14 protein-coding genes are annotated in these 20,502 nt (G+C 52.8%); 6 read left to right on the top strand and 8 right to left on the bottom strand.

Annotation, left to right across the window (positions count from 1 at the left end; genetic code table 11):
• Positions 1–252 precede the first annotated feature (252 nt).
• From FGI04_RS03145 to pemA, 3 genes are all read left to right on the top strand, one after another.
• Positions 253–1,410 carry a polysaccharide lyase gene (locus FGI04_RS03145; protein WP_407336223.1) on the top strand — a complete coding sequence of 386 codons (1,158 nt, stop codon included), beginning with the start codon at positions 253–255 and terminating at the stop codon, positions 1,408–1,410.
• Between the two features lie 77 nt (positions 1,411–1,487).
• The gene (paeY, locus tag FGI04_RS03140; protein ID WP_407336222.1) at positions 1,488–3,146 is read left to right on the top strand and encodes a pectin acetylesterase PaeY; all 1,659 of its coding nucleotides are present in this window, start codon (positions 1,488–1,490) and stop codon (positions 3,144–3,146) included.
• 100 nt (positions 3,147–3,246) lie between these two features.
• Positions 3,247–4,344, top strand: a complete 1,098-nt coding sequence (gene pemA, locus FGI04_RS03135; protein WP_407336221.1) for a pectinesterase PemA — start codon at positions 3,247–3,249, stop codon at positions 4,342–4,344.
• Positions 4,345–4,424: 80 nt separating this feature from the next.
• On the opposite strand, the gene glnB is transcribed toward pemA, so the two are convergent.
• From glnB to purL, 5 genes are all read right to left on the bottom strand, one after another.
• The gene (glnB, locus tag FGI04_RS03130; protein ID WP_012768836.1) at positions 4,425–4,763 is read right to left on the bottom strand and encodes a nitrogen regulatory protein P-II; all 339 of its coding nucleotides are present in this window, start codon (positions 4,761–4,763) and stop codon (positions 4,425–4,427) included.
• Positions 4,764–4,848: 85 nt separating this feature from the next.
• The gene (glrR, locus tag FGI04_RS03125) at positions 4,849–6,186 is read right to left on the bottom strand and encodes a two-component system response regulator GlrR (protein ID WP_342700182.1); all 1,338 of its coding nucleotides are present in this window, start codon (positions 6,184–6,186) and stop codon (positions 4,849–4,851) included.
• Positions 6,183–6,968, bottom strand: coding sequence for a two-component system QseEF-associated lipoprotein QseG (qseG, locus tag FGI04_RS03120; protein WP_407336220.1), 786 nt, complete (start codon positions 6,966–6,968; stop codon positions 6,183–6,185). The genes glrR and qseG overlap by 4 nt, the downstream gene beginning before the upstream one ends.
• A 2-nt stretch (positions 6,969–6,970) precedes the next feature.
• A complete protein-coding gene (locus tag FGI04_RS03115) occupies positions 6,971–8,404 on the bottom strand; it encodes a sensor histidine kinase (protein WP_407336219.1) in 1,434 nt (477 codons plus the stop codon).
• 713 nt (positions 8,405–9,117) lie between these two features.
• On the bottom strand, positions 9,118–13,005 hold the full coding sequence (gene purL, locus FGI04_RS03110; RefSeq protein WP_498067678.1) for a phosphoribosylformylglycinamidine synthase: 3,888 nt from the start codon (positions 13,003–13,005) through the stop codon (positions 9,118–9,120).
• Positions 13,006–13,280: 275 nt separating this feature from the next.
• Here purL and mltF point away from each other — a divergent pair, with 275 nt between their 5' ends.
• Complete coding sequence (mltF, locus tag FGI04_RS03105; protein ID WP_407336218.1) at positions 13,281–14,738, top strand: membrane-bound lytic murein transglycosylase MltF; 1,458 nt, start codon at positions 13,281–13,283, stop codon at positions 14,736–14,738.
• 73 nt (positions 14,739–14,811) lie between these two features.
• Here the strand turns inward: mltF and tadA are convergent, their stop codons facing one another.
• The 3 genes from tadA to FGI04_RS03090 all read right to left on the bottom strand — a co-directional run bounded on the left by tadA (position 14,812) and on the right by FGI04_RS03090 (position 16,732).
• Positions 14,812–15,324, bottom strand: coding sequence for a tRNA adenosine(34) deaminase TadA (gene tadA, locus FGI04_RS03100; RefSeq protein ID WP_342700178.1), 513 nt, complete (start codon positions 15,322–15,324; stop codon positions 14,812–14,814).
• A complete protein-coding gene (murQ, locus tag FGI04_RS03095) occupies positions 15,324–16,262 on the bottom strand; it encodes an N-acetylmuramic acid 6-phosphate etherase (RefSeq protein ID WP_342700177.1) in 939 nt (312 codons plus the stop codon). Before murQ ends, tadA begins: the two co-directional genes overlap by 1 nt.
• A gap of 128 nt (positions 16,263–16,390) precedes the next feature.
• The gene (locus FGI04_RS03090) at positions 16,391–16,732 is read right to left on the bottom strand and encodes a tryptophan synthase subunit beta (protein WP_012885740.1); all 342 of its coding nucleotides are present in this window, start codon (positions 16,730–16,732) and stop codon (positions 16,391–16,393) included.
• A 760-nt stretch (positions 16,733–17,492) separates the two neighbouring features.
• Between FGI04_RS03090 and FGI04_RS03085 the strand changes: the two genes are divergently transcribed.
• Both FGI04_RS03085 and FGI04_RS03080 read left to right on the top strand, forming a co-directional pair.
• The gene (locus FGI04_RS03085) at positions 17,493–19,676 is read left to right on the top strand and encodes a type I secretion system permease/ATPase (RefSeq protein ID WP_407273891.1); all 2,184 of its coding nucleotides are present in this window, start codon (positions 17,493–17,495) and stop codon (positions 19,674–19,676) included.
• A complete protein-coding gene (locus tag FGI04_RS03080) occupies positions 19,663–20,499 on the top strand; it encodes a beta-barrel domain-containing protein (RefSeq protein WP_407336217.1) in 837 nt (278 codons plus the stop codon). The genes FGI04_RS03085 and FGI04_RS03080 overlap by 14 nt, the downstream gene beginning before the upstream one ends.
• Positions 20,500–20,502 lie beyond the last annotated feature (3 nt).

Here is a 20,502-nt window from a genome sequence, read left to right as displayed (position 1 = left end):
AGTATATCACTGAATTTAATGGAAAAATTAATTCAACATCTATTAGCAAAAGTTACCGGTCTCGATCACACTTTAGACAAAATTAATAAGTCTCATAAAAAAAACGAGATTTTGATCTCAAAAAACACAATCAAAAATGCTTAAAAATCCGCCTTGCCGAAGGACAAAATGGCATTTCATTTTTTCACAAACGGTTTTTCGATTTTAAATAATACACTTTGGATTAGCGCCTACAGCGCAAGGAAACGGTCTATGAATAACTCTCGTGTGTCTTCTGCAGGAAAAAAAAGTTTACTGGCAGCGATCATTGCTACTGCGATGGTGACTTCCGCTGCTCACGCCGCAGCTTTGCAAACCAGCAAAGCGACCGAAGCCGCTTCCACCGGCTGGGCGACACAAAACGGCGGTACGACTGGCGGTGCTAAAGCGGCATCAGCCAAAATTTATGCCGTGAAAAGTATCAGCGAATTTAAAGCCGCGCTGAACGGCTCAGATTCCGACCCCAAAATCATTCAGGTAACCGGCGCGATTGATATCAGCGGCGGCAAAGCCTACACCAGCTTTGACGACCAGAAGGCCCGCAGCCAGCTCAGCATTCCGTCCAATACCACCATTATCGGTATCGGCAGCAATGGTAAATTCACCAACGGTTCGCTGGTTATCAAGGGCGTAAAAAACGTTATCCTGCGTAACCTGTATATCGAAACGCCGGTAGACGTCGCACCGCATTATGAAACCGGTGATGGCTGGAACGCCGAGTGGGATGCATCCGTTATCGATAACTCAACCAACGTCTGGGTTGACCATGTCACCATCAGCGATGGCAGCTTCACCGACGACAAATACACCACCAAAGATGGCGAAACCTATGTGCAGCATGACGGTGCACTGGATATCAAGAAAGGCTCTGACTACGTTACCGTTTCCAACAGCCGTTTCGAACTGCACGACAAAACCATTCTGATCGGCCACAGCGACAGTAACGGTTCACAAGATTCCGGCAAACTGCGCGTTACCTTCCACAACAACGTGTTTGACCGCGTAACCGAGCGTACTCCGCGTGTGCGCTTTGGTAGCATCCACGCTTACAACAACGTCTATCTGGGCGACGTGAACGCGAAGGTTTATCGCTACTTGTATAGCTTTGGTCTGGGCACCAGCGGCAGCATTCTGTCTGAAGGTAACTACTTCAACATCTCTAATTTGAAATCAAATTGTGATGTAGTGAAGTCTTTCAACAGCAAAGTGCTCTCTGACAATGGTTCACTGATTAATGGTGGCGCGGCCGGGTTAAACAACTGCAGCTTTACCACTTACAAACCCACTCTGCCGTACAAATATTCGGTTCAGAGCATGACAAGCAGCCTGGCTAACACCATCACCAGCAGCGCAGGCTACGGCAAACTGTAATTCCCTTGCCGACAACAGCGGCCACTCCATCGAGTGGCCGCTTATTGCATCAATCGCAGGCAGAAGAGGTCACTACCATGTTTACCACTACCTGGCAACGGACGCTTTTTCTCAGCACGCTGCTTTGTTGTATGCCCTCTGCTTTTGTGCTGGCTGCAGTCACCGTACCGGACACCCCGTCGCCTTCCACGCAGCCGGTGTTGACTGGCACGACACTTGCTCCCAACACGCTGATTAGCGGTCAGGTGATGTATCGTGACATACGCTTTCCAGCCACCTTGCTTATCAAAGACCAGCGTGGCGCAGAGCACAGCCTGAAAACCGATATCCAGGGGCGATTTTATGCCGATGTCTCTTCAATGGTCACACCGCTACGCCTGTCCGTCATTGAAGCCGGTGGACAAAATTGCCTGACGAGTAATCAGCTTCGCGCCGTTTGCCTGGGCGCACTGGTACCTCAGTTGCGTGACGGTCATGAAAATCGAATCAATATCAATCCGCTGACCGATCGTATTTTATCTGACGTCGCCGCGTCGGCCGGTTATATTGGCCCGCAGCAACTGCTCAATGCCACCACGCTGCCACCCTTGTCAGTCGCCTCCTGGGAAACCGCTTATCGTGAATTCCATACCGGGTTTGATGATGCACTGAAACAGGCGGGCATTCCCGACCCCACCCAGTTCGATCCATTAACCTATCCGAACTCCCTGACACCGGCCTTTACGAAGATCCTCCAGGTAACTAACCATGCCCGTAATTATCACAATGATAGCGGCGAGGCTGGTCACACGGTACTGACCGATATTGGGTTCCACCCGATTGTCGGACTAAACGCCTCCGGCAGTTATGAACCCTTGGATCTCGCCAGTGCCAGCCAGCAGCGCAAAGCGCTGGAACAGGCTCGCACCCGTATTTTCATTGTGAGCGACTCAACGGCGGCAACCTACGAGAAAGCGCGCTTTCCGCGTATGGGCTGGGGACAGGTGTTTGAACAACAACTGCGTCCAGACAGCCATGTCGCCGTCGTCAACGGTGCTCGTTCAGGACGCAGTTCACGCGATTTTTATTACGAAGGGTGGTTCCGTCAGATGGAGCCATTCATGCGGCCAGGTGATTACCTGTTCATCGGTATGGGACATAACGATCAAAACTGCGATAGTCAGAAAGCCGTTCGCGGAGCCGCCGATGTCGCCAACCTTTGCACCTACCCCAACAGCGCGGATGGCAAACCGCAGTACCCACAAGGTAAACCGGATATGTCGTTCCAGATTTCGCTGGAACGCTACATCCATTACGCACGGGCGCATCGTATGATGCCGGTGTTGTTGACCCCAACGGCTCGAGTTAAAAACGCTGACGGAAAAAATGGAACACCGGCGGTTCACAGTCATCTGACAAAACAGAACAAAGCTGGCGGTTATGCCTTTGTTGGCGATTACAGCCAGACCATCCGCGATACCGCCAGCAAGAACAAGGTACCGCTATTGGATGTAGAAACCGCAACACTGGTACTGGCGAATCAAGGTGATGGACAGCAGTGGCAACAATACTGGCTGGCCGTCGATCCAGATCGCTACCCTTATTACCGTAATCAGGCTGGCAGCCTGACCCAACCTGATACCACCCATTTCCAGCAGAAAGGCGCGCAGGCGGTCGCGGCGATAGTCGCAGGCCAGATCAAAGCGACCCCTTCATTACGGGAATTGGCCGGTAAGTTGCAGGCAACTGCTCAGTAACACGGAGAAATCACGTTTTAGGCAAAGCAACGTTTTATTGGATGTTATCTGTTCATAAAACATCTGGACTTCTATCACCTACCACTAAAGGAATATGTGTATGTTAAAAACGCTCTCTGGAACCCTTGCGCTGTCGTTGATGGTCGCCCTCAGCGTTCATCAGGCTCAGGCCGCCACCACCTACAATGCCGTGGTGTCGAAAACCACCAGCGACGGCAAAACGTTTAAAACTATCGCCGATGCTATCGCCAGCGCACCGGCTGGCAGCTCGTCATTTGTCATTCTGATCAAAAATGGCGTCTATAACGAGCGCCTGACCATTACCCGTAATAACCTGCATCTGAAAGGGGAAAGTCGTAACGGCACCGTTATCGCCGCAGCGATAGCCGCAGGAACGCTGAAGTCGGACGGCAGCAAATGGGGAACAGCAGGCAGTAGCACGGTGACCATCAGCGCCAAAGATTTCAGCGCCCAATCACTGACTATCCGCAACGACTTTGATTTCCCGGCCAACCAGGCAAAAAGTGACAGTGACAGCACGAAAATCAAGGATACTCAGGCCGTTGCGCTTTACGTGACCAAAAGCGGCGACCGCGCTTACTTTAACGATGTGAGCCTGGTCGGCTATCAGGACACGCTGTATGTGTCTGGCGGGCGCAGCTTCTTCTCCGACTGTCGAATCAGCGGCACCGTTGACTTTATCTTTGGCGACGGCACGGCCTTGTTCAATAACTGCGATCTGGTTTCACGCTACCGCGCCGATGTGAAAAGCGGCGTTTCTGGCTACCTGACCGCGCCCAGCACCAACATCAACCAGAAGTATGGTCTGGTGATCACCAACAGCCGCGTAATTAAAGAAAGCGACTCGGTTCCGGCGCAGAGCTATGGGCTGGGACGTCCCTGGCATCCAACAACGACCTTCTCTGATGGACGTTACGCGGACCCGAACGCCATTGGACAGACGGTATTCCTGAACACCAGCATGGATAACCATATTTACGGCTGGGACAAGATGTCTGGCAAAGACAAAGACGGTAATACCATCTGGTTCTATCCGGAAGACTCCCGTTTCTTCGAGTACAAGTCTTATGGTGCTGGTGCAGCAAAAAGCTCAGCTCGTCGGCAGTTGACCGACGCGCAGGCAGCAGAGTACACCCAAAGCAAAGTACTGGGTGACTGGACGCCAACACTCCCCTGACCGATTACCTTATTGCTGATACCAAACAGCCAGCCGATAACGGCTGGCTGTTTTACTTTCGGCACATCGAAAGTAACCGGTCAGATAGCGGTTTCATCCTCTTCACCGGTACGGATACGGATCACGCGGGCTACATCAAACACAAAGATCTTGCCATCACCGATCTTACCGGTCTGTGCCGTATTCATGATCGTTTCCACACAGGTATCCACGATATCGTCAGACACCACGATCTCGATTTTTACTTTCGGCAGAAAGTCCACCATGTATTCCGCACCACGGTACAGTTCGGTATGGCCTTTCTGGCGCCCGAATCCTTTTACTTCTGTTACGGTCATCCCGGTGATGCCGACTTCAGCTAACGCCTCGCGTACATCATCCAGTTTGAACGGTTTAATAATCGCATCAATTTTTTTCATGGTGAAATCCTAATCATCACTATGTAGCGGCAAGAGCCAGCACGGCGAAATCATGATCGGCCATGCAATTCACAATAACTTAACACTATTCTTTAAAATCGTTGGCGTCCAGTTCGTGCCGCGCCAACAATTTGTAAAATTCGGTACGGTTACGCCCGGCCATACGTGCGGCCTGCGTGACGTTGCCTTTCGCAATTTGCAGCAATTTTCGCAGATAATTGAGCTCAAATTGGTTACGCGCTTCAGCAAACGTAGGTAACGCCGTATTTTCCCCTTCCAGCGCCTGTTCTACCAGTGCGTCACCAATGACCGGCGCACTGGTCAGCGCGACGCATTGCTCAATGACATTGACCAGTTGCCGCACGTTGCCAGGCCAACTGGCCGCCATCAAGCGTTTCATGGCATCAGTCGAAAAGCTGCGCACAAAAGGCTTATGCCGGGTCGCGGCTTCACGCAGCAAATGGTTCGCCAACAGCGGAATATCTTCTGCGCGTTCATTCAATGCCGGAAGTTTGAGATTCACCACATTAAGGCGGTAGTAAAGATCCTCACGGAACTCGCCTTTTTCCATCGCCTTGGGCAAATCCCGATGCGTAGCGGAGATGATCCGCACATTGATATCCTGATCCCGGTTACTTCCCAGTGGCCTGACCTTGCGCTCTTGCAACACACGTAGCAGCTTCACCTGCAGTGCCAGCGGCATATCACCGATTTCATCCAGAAACAGCGTCCCGCCTTCCGCCGCCTGAAATAACCCTTCGCGCTGGCTGACAGCACCGGTAAAAGCGCCTCTGGCATGGCCGAACAATTCAGATTCCAGCAGAGGCTCCGGCAACGCACCGCAGTTGATGGCGATAAATGGCCGTCCCGCACGCGGGCTGGCGGCATGAATCGCCTGTGCCAGAACTTCTTTCCCCGTACCACTCTGGCCGTTAATCAACACGCTGACATCTGACTGAGCCACCATTTTGGCTTGTTCGAGCAGACGTTGCATAATTGGGCTACGTGTCACTACCGCGGCGCGCCAGCTTTCATCGCTAGTTGGCGGTGAAAGCTTGAGCGCATCATCAATCGCTTTATACAACGCATCACGGTCGACCGGTTTCGTCAGAAAACTGAACACCCCTTGCTGTGTTGCCGCCACCGCTTCAGGAATAGACCCGTGAGCGGTTAGAATGATCACTGGCATGCCCGGCTGATTCTTCTGAATTTCAGCAAACAACGCCAATCCATCCATTTCATCCATGCGCAAGTCGCTGATCACCAGATCAATTTTTTCCCGCAGCAGCAATCGCAGCGCTTCCAGACCACTGGTTGCCGTAATCACGGTAAATCCCTCGCTGGTCAGACGCATCCCCAGTAATTTCAACAGACTGGGATCATCGTCTACTAACAGCAAGGTGGCGGATTTTCTGGTGGTCATTCGCTTTTCATTCCTTTTTTCGCCACAGCAGGCGGTGTTTCACTCTCAGCGCTTTTCCCCCGACGGCTTTCACCATCAGGCAAATCCCCCTGTGTCGGTTTACGCGATGACAGTTGGCGTTCAATATCGGTCAAATTTTCCAGCTTACGCGTTGTGGTTTCCAGTTGTGACTGTAATTGCGTCTGCTGCTCGTGCATCGCTTCCAGCTGTTTATCGCTGTTTTCCAGCGTACGCTGAAAACGCTGGCGCTCATCCGCCAGGGTCAATATCAGATTCTGTTTATCCAGCCAGACCTGAAACAGCGGCAATAACGTCAGCGGCACATTCAACCGCTGACGATTCAGTTGTTCAATAATCTGCTGACGTTCTTGCGGGGTGGTTTCGGCATTGTCGAGCAAGATGGCCTGACGGAATAACCCACTCCAGTCATTTTCACCGACCAGCAGCGTCTGTTGCCGGGCCTGCATCGGCGTCATACGTGAAGCACACTCCATGACGCGCAACCAGTACAGCGCATTATTCATCGCCTCGGTGTTGTGAAGCTGCCACACCTGCTCACATGGCATGGTGCGATAGTCTGCAACTTGTGCTTTAGGCGGGCTGACGATTTCAGCCTCTCGCCGACCAACAGGGGGGTTATCACTGTCCTGAGCACAACCGGCAAGCAAAAACAGCAAGGGCAAACCGGTCAGCAGTTTTTTCAGCGCGGCAATCACCTCCAGGCCAGGTAACAGCACCACCAGGCTTCGTAACGGCAGAAGGCTCAACAACCGTGCAATCATGGTTAATTCTCAGTGTTTAATGGTAATTCAATACGGAAACAGACATCGGCATACTCCACCGCCACCAGATTCAGTTCACCCTGCATGCGGCGGATACAATCCTGTGCAATGCTTAACCCCAGACCACTGCCTTTTACCGCACCTTTACGCTGGTGGGCTCCCTGATAAAAAGGTTCAAAGATCATACTTTTGTCTGATTCAGGAATGGGAGTACCGCTGTTAGCGACGTCAATCTGAACCCGGTTCTCTATCTGGCGGCTGCGGATCCAAATGTTACCGGATTCCTGACCATAGTGCACCGCATTGGAATAGAGATTATCCATCACCCGCATCAATAATGTCGTTTCCGCCCGACACGTCTTCACATTCAATTCGACATGCGTTTGCATCAGCTTGCTGCGAGCCGGTAGGCTATGAGCGGCAACCACCATATTCACGATGTCGTTGACATCTACCTGCTCCAGTCCAGCCGGTGCATCCGCCAGTTTACGGTTGTAGTCGAGCAATTGTTCGATCAGTTGCTGCAAGTGGCGGCTACTATTATCCAGAATCGCGACCACCTCTTTCTGGTCGTCCGTCAGCGTGCCCACCACCTCATCAGCCAATAACGCCGCGCCTTCACGCAGGCTCGCCAGAGGCGTTTTTAGCTCATGGGACAAATGACGCAAAAACTCATGACGTTGCGCTTCAAGCCAGGAAAGGCGCTCACTTAACCAAATGATCCGCTGTGCCAGGGAGCGAATTTCCGTCGGCCCCCTAAAATTGACGAGCTGACCTAGCGGACGACCTTCCCCCAGCCGATTAATCATTCTCTCGACGCCTTTCACCGGCCCGATGATCATACGGGTAAACAGCACCACCAACAGCACACTGACCAGAAACAACACCAGTGCCTGCCAGCCGAAGAAACGGCCACGCTCAGCAATATCCTGCTGCAACTGCTGTCCTCGTGAGAAAATGACTTCACGTGTGGCTTGTACCATCTGAGCATTGGTACGAGAGAAGTTATCCAGTACGGTAATAGACGCGGCTGCCGGGCCGTTGTTCTGGCAACGGATATCGGTCAGTTCCGTCAGGTATTGCCGCAGGTTTTGATAATAAGAAGGGTCAGGCAAAATCGGCGCATGCACATCCAGCATCTGGGAATACTGCTTACGCTGATTTTGATACAGCTGCGACAAGGTCTGATCGCCCAGCACGCAGAACTGACGATAACTGCGCTCCATGCTGATAGCCGTACTGGTCATGGCTTCGCTGCGCCGTGCATCAGCCAGTGTGGTGCTATTGATCCCCGCCGCCTGTTCACTGAGGTGATCCAAACTCTCATAGGCCTGATAAGCCAATACCAGCAACGGCAACAACACCAGCAGGAATGCCATGATGACCAATTGCCGCAAAGAGCGTGGAAAAAAACGCCAACGTTTCAACGAAATCATATCGTTACCTGCGAAAGTACACCGTCTGATACCTCGCCCGCCATTGTACGCGTTATCAGTATCAGCTCAAATGCAGACCATCAATATCCTGGGAAGACGGCCGCAATCATGCCATGCAACCTTGCAACATGCGGTAGCCAGAAAGGAACGAGCGCACAATAGGCGCTGGGAGTGACACAGTGACGTCGCCCTAAAAACAAAACCCGGTCACACAGTAACTGTCTGACCGGGTCTCTGAATAGGCGGTGCCTCACTCAACGTGTCGCCCGATGTCTGATAAAGCCCAAAGGCAGTTATCAATAATGTTGGACGATAGGCACCTTATCTTTTGGCATCATTCCGGGTGTTATGAGCATGTCTGTTAGATTGGCATCATAACCAGTTGAATGAGCAGCGCACCCATTATGCACTCATCGTGCCAGTTATCAACAAAAATCACCAATTTATTGAAATAAAAGAAAAAATAAAAACAACACAGCGAAGATATTAAAAATACGGCCTGAACTGTTCCCATTATTCTTCCGCTATTCAGTGAAATCAGGCCTTTTTGTCGCTAAAAAAAGACACCCCAATGCCCATTAAAAATAATATTTTAGAATCAATAGAATAAATGTCACCTTTTGGAGACAAGCTATCATGCCGTTGTCGCTGATTTGAGACAAAAAAAGAAAGGGGCCAAAGCCCCTTTCTTATCAACAGAGTATGTGAACACATCACCCCAACTGGCGGCGAGCATTACGGAACATACGCATCCACGGGCTATCTTCGCCCCACTCTTCCGGGTGCCATGAGTTACTCACGGTACGGAACACGCGTTCCGGGTGTGGCATCATCACCGTGGCGCGTCCACTCACGCTGGTCACCGCCGTGATACCGTTCGGCGATCCGTTCGGGTTAGCCGGGTAATCTTCCGTTGCCTGACCATAATTATTCACGTAACGCAGTGCCACCAACTGATGCTGTTCCAGCGCAGACAAATGACTGTCGTCACGGACTTCTACACGACCTTCGCCATGCGATACAGCGATCGGCATACGGGAACCCGCCATATCCTGCAGGAACAATGATGGGCTGCTGGTCACTTCCACCAGGCTGAAACGCGCTTCAAACCGGTCAGATTTATTACGAACAAAACGCGGCCAGTGCTCTGCCCCTGGGATCAGCTCACGCAGGTTGGACATCATCTGACAACCGTTACAGACCCCCAGCGCCAGCGTTTGCGGACGCAGGAAGAATGCGGCGAACTCATCACGCACCCGATCGTTGAATAGAATGGATTTCGCCCAGCCTTCACCCGCCCCCAGCACGTCACCGTAAGAGAAGCCACCACACGCAACGAGCGCCTGGAAGTCTTGCAGATTACGGCGACCAGCCAGCAGATCACTCATATGAATATCAATGGCATCAAACCCAGCGCGGTGGAACGCCGCCGCCATTTCTACATGCGAGTTGACACCTTGCTCACGCAAGACCGCCACCTTCGGACGCGCCTGACGGCTGATAAATGGTGCGGCAATGTCTTCGCGCAGGTCGAAAGTCAGTGCAACATTCAGCCCCGGATCGTTGTCATCAGATTTCGCATGGTGCTCTTGATCCGCGCACTGTGGATTATCACGCAGGCGTTGCATTTGCCAGGTTGTCTCTGCCCACCAGTTACGCAGCGTAGTACGACTTTCGTGATATACCACATCGTTACCACTGTGAATGATGAAGTGGTTGCCCGCTTCAGCCTGTCCCAGATAGTGCACGCACTCTGCCAGACCTTGTTCAGCCAACACCTGTTCGACTTCGGCACGGCGAGCAGTTTCTATCTGGATAACAGCCCCCAGCTCTTCGTTGAAGAGCACGGCCAACGCATCTTCGCCCATAGAACTGATGTCGGCTTTAACGCCACAATGGCCGGCAAACGCCATTTCAGCCAACGTGACCAACAAACCGCCGTCTGAACGGTCGTGGTATGCCAACAGTGCCTTGTTCGCCACCAATGTCTGCATTGCATTGAAGAAGCCAGCCAGTTGTGCCGGATTACGCACATCCGCCGTTTTACGACCCAGTTGACGATAAACCTGAGCCAGCGCTGTCGCGCCCAATGCGTGATGTCCGGCACCCAGATCGATCATCAGCAGTACGTTGTCTTTGTCGGTACGCAACTGCGGTGTAACGGTATGGCGTACATCTTCTACGCGGGCAAACGCAGAAATCACCAGCGATAACGGCGCAGTTACCGATTTATCTTCGCCATTTTCCTGCCAGCGGGTTTTCATCGACATGGAGTCTTTACCCACCGGAATCGTCAGTCCCAACGCCGGACAGAGTTCTTCACCAACAGCCTTCACCGCCTCGTACAAACCAGCGTCTTCGCCCGGATGCCCGGCCGCTGCCATCCAGTTGGCAGACAATTTTACACGCTTCAGGTCGCCAATATGCGTCGCGGCAATGTTAGTCAGCGCTTCGCCTACCGCCAGACGTGCCGATGCGGCAAAGTTACGCAATGCCACCGGCGCACGTTCGCCGATTGACATCGCTTCACCGTAATAGCTATCCAGGCTGGCAGTTGTCACAGCGCAGTCCGCCACCGGTACCTGCCATGGCCCAACCATTTGGTCACGCGCCACCATTCCGGTCACCGTACGATCACCGATGGTGATGAGGAAGGTTTTCTCCGCCACCGCAGGCAAGTGCAGCACGCGTTCAACCGCTTCCGCCAGATAAATGCCTTCACGGTTCAGTGGGGTGCCTTCGACGTCTTTACGCTCGACATCACGCAGCATTTTCGGCGTTTTGCCCAGCAGTACGTCCAGCGGCATGTCGATCGGCTTATTGTTGAAGTGGCGATCACTGAGTGTCAGGTGCTGTTCTTCCGTCGCTTCACCAATGACGGCATAAGGCGCGCGCTCACGGTGGCATATTTCATCAAACAGCGCCAGTTGTTCCGGTGCCACCGCCAGCACGTAGCGTTCCTGTGATTCGTTGCACCAGACTTCCAGCGGGCTCATTCCTGGCTCATCGTTCAGAATATCGCGCAGTTCGAAACGACCACCACGGCCACCGTCGCTGACCAGTTCCGGCATGGCGTTGGACAGGCCACCAGCACCGACGTCATGGATAAACAGGATCGGGTTCTGCTCGCCAAGCTGCCAGCAGCGATCGATAACCTCCTGACAACGGCGCTCCATTTCCGGGTTATCACGTTGTACCGAGGCAAAATCCAGATCCGCGTCAGACTGGCCTGATGCCATAGACGATGCGGCACCGCCCCCCAGACCGATATTCATTGCAGGCCCGCCCAGCACAATCAACTTGGCGCCAATGCTAATTTCGCCTTTCTTGACATGTTCCGCACGGATGTTGCCGATCCCACCTGCCAGCATGATAGGTTTGTGATAACCGCGTACTTCAACGCCGTTATGGCTGTCTACCGCTTCTTCATAGGTACGGAAATAGCCGGTCAATGCCGGACGACCAAATTCGTTATTAAAGGCCGCGCCACCCAGTGGGCCATCAGTCATGATATCCAACGCGCTGACAATGCGGTCCGGTTTACCAAAATCCTGCTCCCAGGGCTGAACAAAACCGGGAATACGCAGGTTAGATACCGAGAACCCGACCAGACCAGCTTTCGGTTTCGCACCTCGCCCAGTAGCGCCTTCATCTCGGATTTCACCGCCGGAGCCAGTCGCGGCACCCGGCCACGGTGAAATAGCCGTCGGATGGTTATGGGTTTCCACCTTCATCAGGATATGTGCCTCTTCCTGATGGTAGGCATAAGCGCCTTGTGGGTCAGGGAAGAAACGGCCCACAGCCGATCCTTCCATCACTGCCGCATTGTCCTTATAGGCAGACAACACATAGTCCGGTGTATGCTCAAAGGTGTTTTTGATCATCTTGAACAGCGACTTCGACTGTGTTTCACCATTGATGACCCAATCGGCATTGAAGATTTTATGGCGGCAGTGCTCAGAATTCGCCTGAGCAAACATATAGAGTTCGATATCGGTTGGATTGCGCCCCAGTTTAGTAAAGGCCTCCAACAGATAATCCATTTCGTCATCAGCCAGCGCCAGCCCCAAACGCAGGTTGGCCTCCTCCAGCGCCGGACGGCCCTGCAGCAGAATTTCTACCCGCTTAAGCGCGGTCGGCTGGTGCTGAGAGAACAGCAGGTTAGCCTGTTGCAGGTCGTCAAAGACGCTTTCCATCATGCGGTCATGGAGCAGTGCAGCCAGTTCTTTCCACTGAGCATCACTCAATGTCGGCGCATGAATGTAGAACGCCAGGCCACGTTCCAGACGACGAATTTTCTGCAGGCCACAATTGTGCGCAATGTCGGTAGCCTTGGAAGACCAGGGAGAAATGGTGCCCGGACGCGGGGTCACCAGAATCAGCCGCCCGGTAGGCTCATGCTCAGCGAGAGAAGGCCCGTACTTCAGCAGGCGGCTCAGTCGTGACTGTTCTTCATGGTTTAGCGGAGCGTTCACATCGGCGAAGTGGACGTATTCGGCATAAATGTCGCTAACGGGCAGTTGGTATTCCTTGCACCGGGCCAACAGTTTATTGATACGGAAAGCCGATAAGGCCGGTGAACCACGCAGTATTTCCATCATCTAAATTTCTCTCGTCTTCGAGGCACCGGAGACAGTGCGTCAGGGCGCTACAGGGGGGAAACGCGGGCTATTATAGAGAATAGTGACGCGTGACGAAACCGTTTGCGTAGCGATTGTTAAACATTGCAGAGGTTCTGTGGTCAAACAATAGACAAACGAATAACAGTTGCACACTGGCGGTTTGTTAAGCAAAATGCCCCCCGACTCTGGGACAGACGTAATAAGAAACTGCCGTTACAGACAGACAGGCCGACTGGCCGCCGAGAGACAACTCATTGAAGCGTTTAACGATAAATTATGTTTTCATCGGGGTAATCGCTTTGCTGTTGACGCTGGCACTGTGGCCAAATATTCCCTGGCGCAGTCATCAGGACGTCCAGTTAAGGCAAATCCTTTCACGTGGCGAGCTACGCATCAGCACCGTGACCTCTCCGTTGACCTATACCCTCAGCAACGGTTCCCCCACCGGGCTGGATTATGAACTGGCCAAGCGATTCGCCGACTACCTCGGCGTGCGGCTGGTGGTTTCGGTGCGTCAAAATGTTGACGATTTATTCAGCGATCTGGATAACGACAATGCCGACCTGTTGGCGGCAGGCCTCATCTATAACCAGGAGCGTCTGAACCGCTTCCAGGCGGGACCTTCCTATTATTCGGTATCGCAGCAACTGGTCTACCGTATGGGGAGCGCTCGTCCCACCTCGCTGGACAAGTTACAGGGCAAACTGACCGTACTGTCTGGCTCGGCACATGCCGCTACCCTACGTGATCTCAAAGCCGAAAAATATCCGCAACTGAGCTGGGAAGTTGCCACCGATGTCTCTGAACTGGATCTCCTAAAACAGGTAGCGGAGGGGAAACTGGATTACACCATCGCTGACTCAATCAACATTGGTCTGATGCAGCGAATCCACCCGCAGTTGGCGGTGTCATTCGATCTCAGCGACGAAGAGCCGGTGACCTGGTATATGCGGCAAAACCGTGATGACAGTCTTTCTGCCGCACTGCTCGACTTCTTTAGTCAGGTGATGGAAGACGGCACCCTTGCCCGTCTGGAAGAGAAGTATCTGGGGCACGTTGGCGAATTCGACTATGTGGATACCACCACGTTCCTCAGCGCTATCGACAACACATTGCCGGGTTTACGCCCGCTGTTCGAAAAATACGCCCGGGAAATAGACTGGAAACTGCTGGCGGCGATTTCTTATCAGGAATCGCACTGGAACCCGCTGGCTACCTCGCCAACCGGGGTACGTGGTTTGATGATGCTGACGCGCAATACTGCTGAAAGTCTGGATGTGGTCAACCGGCTCAATCCAGAGGAAAGCATTCGCGGCGGTGCCAGATATTTAAGCCAAATGATGCAGCAAGTCCCTGCCACCATCCCAGTGGACGAACGTATCTGGTTTGCGCTGGCAGCCTATAATATGGGGTACGCGCATATGATGGATGCCCGTAAGCTGACAGAAAAACAGCAGGGAAATCCGGACAGTTGGGCAGACGTTAAAATACGCCTGCCAATGTTGAGCCAAAAACGCTACTACTCCCAAACCACCAGCGGTTATGCGCGTGGTCAGGAGGCCTACGACTATGTGGAAAATATCCGACGCTACATGGTCAGTCTGGTGGGGTATCTTTCAGAGAAAGAAAGCCGGGCGTTACAACAACAACTGGCTGGCAGTGCCTACCCTGCCATACCACCAGAGCAATTGACCGCCACACGCTCCCGCTAACCGGTTCCTGCCAACCCTGTTCATAAGGTTCAGGTCGCTACGGTTCGGACCTTGTTATTCTGCGCGGCCCCATTCAAGCGGAAGTATCATGTGAAGTATCACGTCCAGCGCGCGCTTCACGCTGCTGCTGGCGGCGCATACGGAAAAAACGACTCAGCAGTTCTGAGCACTCTTCAGCCAACACACCGTCGGTTATGGCTATTTGATGATTCATTCCTGGATGACGCAAAATATCCACCAGCGAGCCAGCGGCTCCCGTCTTGGCATCCGCTGCGCCATACACCAGTCGACTGATACGACTATGAATCATGGCACCGGCACACATCACGCATGGCTCCAGCGTGATATACAAGGTAGTGTCTAGCAGGCGATAGTTCTGCAACACTTGCCCCCCTTGCTGCAATGCCATGATCTCTGCATGGGCAGTGGGATCATGACGACCGATCGGCCGATTCCAGCCCTCGCCAATCACCTGAGTCCCCTGCACCAACACCGCGCCAACCGGCACTTCACCTTCATCCCAGGCTCGTTGTGCCAGCGACAAGGCGTGGCGCATCCAGAATTCATCATCCATCGGACTACTCATTATTCCCCTTGGTTTTTCGCATTTTCTTTATATAACGCATCACGCAGGTACCCGTCGCTCTGCGCTAACCGTTGTCTGGCCTGTTGTGCATCACATCCTGCCACCACCATGACTATCGCCGGTTTGACGTCATAATCGGTTTGCGCCAGACACCGCTGTGCCGTTTCCCGATCAATCCCCGTGGCCTCCATCAAAATACGACAGGCTCGATCGACCAGTTTTACGTTGGTGGCTTTCACATCCACCATCAGGTTCTGATATACCTTACCCAGTCGTACCATCGCACCGGTGGAAATCATATTTAATACCAGTTTTTGTGCTGTACCGGATTTCAGCCGGGTGGAACCGGTTAACACTTCAGGCCCCACCAACGGAGAAATCGCAATCTCCGCCTCTTGTGCAATCGGTGAATGGGGATTGCAGGAAATGGCAACGGTACGGCAACCTAACGTCCTGGCATAACGTAAACCACCAATCACATAGGGTGTTCGCCCTGAGGCGGCAATGCCAATGACGATATCGCGAGAAGTCAGCGTCAGCGCAACCAAATCCGCTTCACCGAGTGCGGGGTTATCCTCTGCCCCTTCCACCGCCTTTAGCAACGCGCCGGGTCCGCCGGCAATCAACCCCACCACCACTCCATGCGGCACGCCAAAGGTAGGTGGACATTCGGATGCGTCCAGCACCCCAAGGCGGCCGCTGGTACCCGCCCCCTGATAAATAATTCGACCTCCCACCTTCAGGCAATCTGCAGCCGCATCCACCGCCTGAGCAACAGCGGGAAGGACCTTGCGCACCGCTTCCGGCACCCGGTGATCTTCCTGATTGAACAAGGAGACCATTTCCAACGTGGACAACTGATCCAAATTCATGGATGCAGGATGACGTGTTTCCGAAACCAGCGTACCAAAATCGATACTTTTCTCATCATTTACCATTATCAGCCACCTTGATTAGCTGTCTGCTCCGTGTCGTCGGCAGGTACTCATCACTCTGCCGTTTGTCGGACCAATAAAAAACGGCTTGCAAGGTAACTGGCAAGCCGTTTTGTCGGTACTTATCAGCATCAGAAGATTTTATCTTCATCCTCACGGATCAGTGACTCCAGATTACCCAGTTCTTCACGCGCCCGTGCCCGGTTGATGAGTTTAAGCTGCGCCGCCGCTGGAAAATCCGTGATATTAATCTGTCCTTTGGTGATCAGCACCTGAATCAAGTCTTCAAGTACACGTACCATTTCCAGATCGCTGCTGCGCAAGCGCTCGATTTTAGCCAGAATAGCCCGCTGGTTATGTAACCATGCCGCTGCCTCGACTGAATTATCCGGCAGTTCACCATTCATTTCCGGAAACGGCGATCTTTCTACCCTGATAAGATGCCCGTTGCTGTCACGCAAAATGTAAAACATACCAAGCCCTTTTTTATTAGCAATAGAAGAGAATCCCACGACAGGAGGAACCTCCGCTCTTGATTAGGATTTCATTTTATTACCACGCTGCAAGCCGATAGACATAACGGCCTCAAACACACGCCCACGGTGCATGTACATGGTTGCACACTGGCACAACTTTGCTAAGCCCGTCTTACTGCCTGTGTCTACCAGAGGATACCGACACGAGAATCCATCGTCTTCACCCGAGCAAGGCAGCCGCATCAATGGATAACACACTGCCGCTGGATGGCGTTTGTCACGCCGCACGTGCGATATACCCTGCGAAGAAGCCTGACGGTGTGACTACGATTTTCTATCGCCACACCGTCAGGCCACCTATCAGAATGGCATTTTCGCCATCACCCGGCAAGCTATCCAGGATACTATCCGCCCGCTATTCACGTTTCGAGTAGAGTCGATAGCTCGCTAAAATGAGATCAATACAAGAGTTAACGGGCGTATTATATCGCATCAAAATGTCAGTTATATTGACCAATACCCGAGAGTTCGAACTGAGCAGAGGAACCGGCCGACATCTTTCTGCGTCGTCAAACGGCCTGATACAACTGAAATGAAAGGTTGCGCCTGGTAAGGTTCGCCATGAATAATGCTTGCCAGTCAACACCAGAAAAAACAACAAAATCAGGCCATATTGCTCACTTTTGTTTATTGTTATTTTTTATCTGTGATCGCCTTGCCTGCAAGCAGTCACGATAGCTAAGGAATGTGCAGTGACATGAATACGCACCATGAGCAGCCACCAGGCGGAGAATGTCCGCATTCTCTACAACATCAAGATCCTCGCGCCCGTCATGATGATCCCTTGCTGGATTGCCTGTTGGCTTTGTGTCAATTGCAGGGGAAGCCGACCAGTCGTGCTACACTGACGGCAGGATTACCGCTGGAAGATCTGCGTTTATCCACCAGTCTGCTGCCCCGTGCTGCAGCGCGTGCCGGTTTGCGCGCCCGCATACTCAAACGTTCGTTAAACGCGATACCCAGCATGTCACTACCAGCGATGTTGCTACTGCGTGAAGGTCGAGCTGCCATCCTGCTGGGTTGGACTGAAGACGGCAATGCCCGTCTGATGACCGGCGAAACCGAAGGCGGCGAAATCATGGTCGACCACAATACGCTGCAGCAGAACTATCTGGGATTGGTCATGTTCGCGCAGCCGGCTCATCGTTTCGATGCCCCGATGGCGACACGACTGGCACGCAGCAAAGCCTGGTTGCGTGACACACTGAAACTGTCTCGCCCTCTTTATCTTGATGCCATCGCCGCCAGCCTGCTCATCAACATCATCGCGCTATTCATTCCGCTATTTGTTATGCAGGTCTACGATCGGGTTATCCCCAATCAAACGACAGCCACCTTATGGGTGCTGGCTTCCGGCCTGGGTATTGCACTGGTATTCGACCTTATTCTGCGCATCTTGCGCAGCGTCTGTCTGGATATTGCAGGTAAAAAAACCGATTTAATTCTTTCTGCCACGCTATTCGAACGGCTGACCGGCATGATGCGCCCAGCGTTCCCGGCACGAGTCGGCGCTGTAGCGCATCGGGTGCGGGAGTTTCATGCCCTGCGTGATACGTTATCGTCACAATCGCTGGGTAGCCTGATAGACGTTCCCTTCTCGCTACTGATGTTGATCTTACTCGGCATCTTAGGTGGCCAACTACTTTGGGTACCATTACTGACGATACTACTGGTATTGGTGATTAACTGGCTGTTTCAAAAACCCATACTGATAGCACAAGTCCATTCCCGCCAACTAACGGATGAACGCCAGGCGCTGTTGACCGAGACACTGAGTGGGTTAGACGCCATTAAAATCAATAACGCAGAAGGCGAACGCCAGCACCAGTGGGAACACATCAGCGGTGAGATTAGTCGACTGGAGTTAAGGGTGAAAACGTTGTCAGCCTGCGCCTTGCATCTGACACAAGCCTGCCAACATCTCGCCAGTGTCATCGTGATAGTCGTTGGAGTCTACCAGTTGCAAAACGCCCAATTGACGCTGGGTACGCTGTTTGCCTGTTACCTGCTCAATAGTCGTGCATTGCTGACCCTGGGGCCGATATCCGAGTGGGTTATCCGCTACCAGCACGCCAGGTTAACGCTGGAAGAAACCCAGGAATTGATAATGCTGCCGCAAGAACGTAGCGAACAACACTCTGCGCTAAAACGAGAAAACATCCAGGGTGGTATCGAATTTCGCGACGTCACGTTTAGTTACCCCGAACAGAAAAACCGAGCTCTGATCGATATTAACTTGTCTATTCGCCCGGGTGAAAAAGTCGGCATCATAGGCCGAACCGGCTCGGGGAAGAGCTCGCTGGAAAAGTTGATCGTCAACCTCTACCCTCCCACCCACGGCAACCTGTTGATTGACGGTGTCGATGCACGCCAGCTCGATGTCGCCGATCTACGCCATCATATCGGTTACGTGCCGCAGGATATCCATCTCTTCAGCGGTACGTTGCGGGATAACCTTATTTGTGGTGCCCGCTACGTTGAGGACGACGCCATGCTGAAAGTCGCCGATATCGCGGGTGTCAATGATTTCGCCCGGTTACACCCGGATGGCTATAACCTGCAGGTTGGCGAGCGCGGAATGAACCTGTCGGGTGGCCAGAAGCAGGCGGTAGCGATTGCCCGTGCTCTGCTGCTTAATCCACCTATCCTGGTTCTGGATGAGCCCACCAGTGCGATGGATAACAGCAGTGAAGATCGCTTTAAACAGGCCCTGCAAGCCATCCTTACCAACAAAACATTGTTGCTGGTGACACACCGGGTATCCATGCTGACGCTGGTGGATAGACTGATTATCGTGGATAAAGGACGTATTATCGCCGACGGCCCCAAAGCCATCGTGCTGGATGCATTAAAGAAGGGGCAGATCAATGCGTCTCGCTAAATTCACTCGCTATTTCAACACGTATTTATCCAACCACCACCAGCAGGACTCGCACGCACTGCCCGCAGTCGGTGAGGCACTGGTGGAAGATACGCCCCGCCTCATTCGGCTATCGATCTGGATTATGTTGGTCTTCATCATGTTTCTGGTTGGTTGGGCTGGCATTGCACAAGTAGATGAAGTCGTCAGTGCGACGGGAAAGACGCTCAGCCAATCACCGCAATACCGGGTCCAGGCAACAGTCACGGGTGAATTGAATGAGCTATACATCCGTGAAGGGCAAATCGTTAACATCGGCGACCCACTGATGCGACTGGATCATAGCCCACAACAGGAAAAAGCCTCAGTAAATACCCCGGATGAGCTGTCACTGGTCGTATCGCCCGTGCGGGGTATGGTCAAACATATTTTGGTCGATACCACTAATGGGCAAGTGTTACCGGGCCGCACATTGGTGGAAATTACGCCGCTGGATGACAAGCTACTGATAGAAGCCCGAGTCCCGTTGAAGGATATGGCGTTCTTACGCCCGGGCCAGGAGGCGGTCATCACTTTCGCCGCCTATGATCACACCACATTTGGCAGCCTGAAAGGGTATATCGAACAGATTAGCCAGGATGCAATGACAGACCCAGCCGGTAACAGCTTCTATCTGGTTCGGTTACGCACGCAGAGCAACTACCTGGGGACTATCGACAAACCACAACTGATCCTTCCTGGCATGGTAGCTCATGTGGATATTATTACTGGCAGGAAGACATTGCTCAGCTATCTGCTAAAGCCAATACGACAGGCCCGGATGGAAGCCTTGCGGGAGAGATAACGC

It is taken from the genome of Dickeya ananatis (genome assembly GCF_019464615.1).
GTDB lineage: Bacteria > Pseudomonadota > Gammaproteobacteria > Enterobacterales > Enterobacteriaceae > Dickeya > Dickeya oryzae.
Note: the sequence above shows the minus strand (reverse complement) of the source record. Positions and strands in the feature narration are given on the sequence as shown.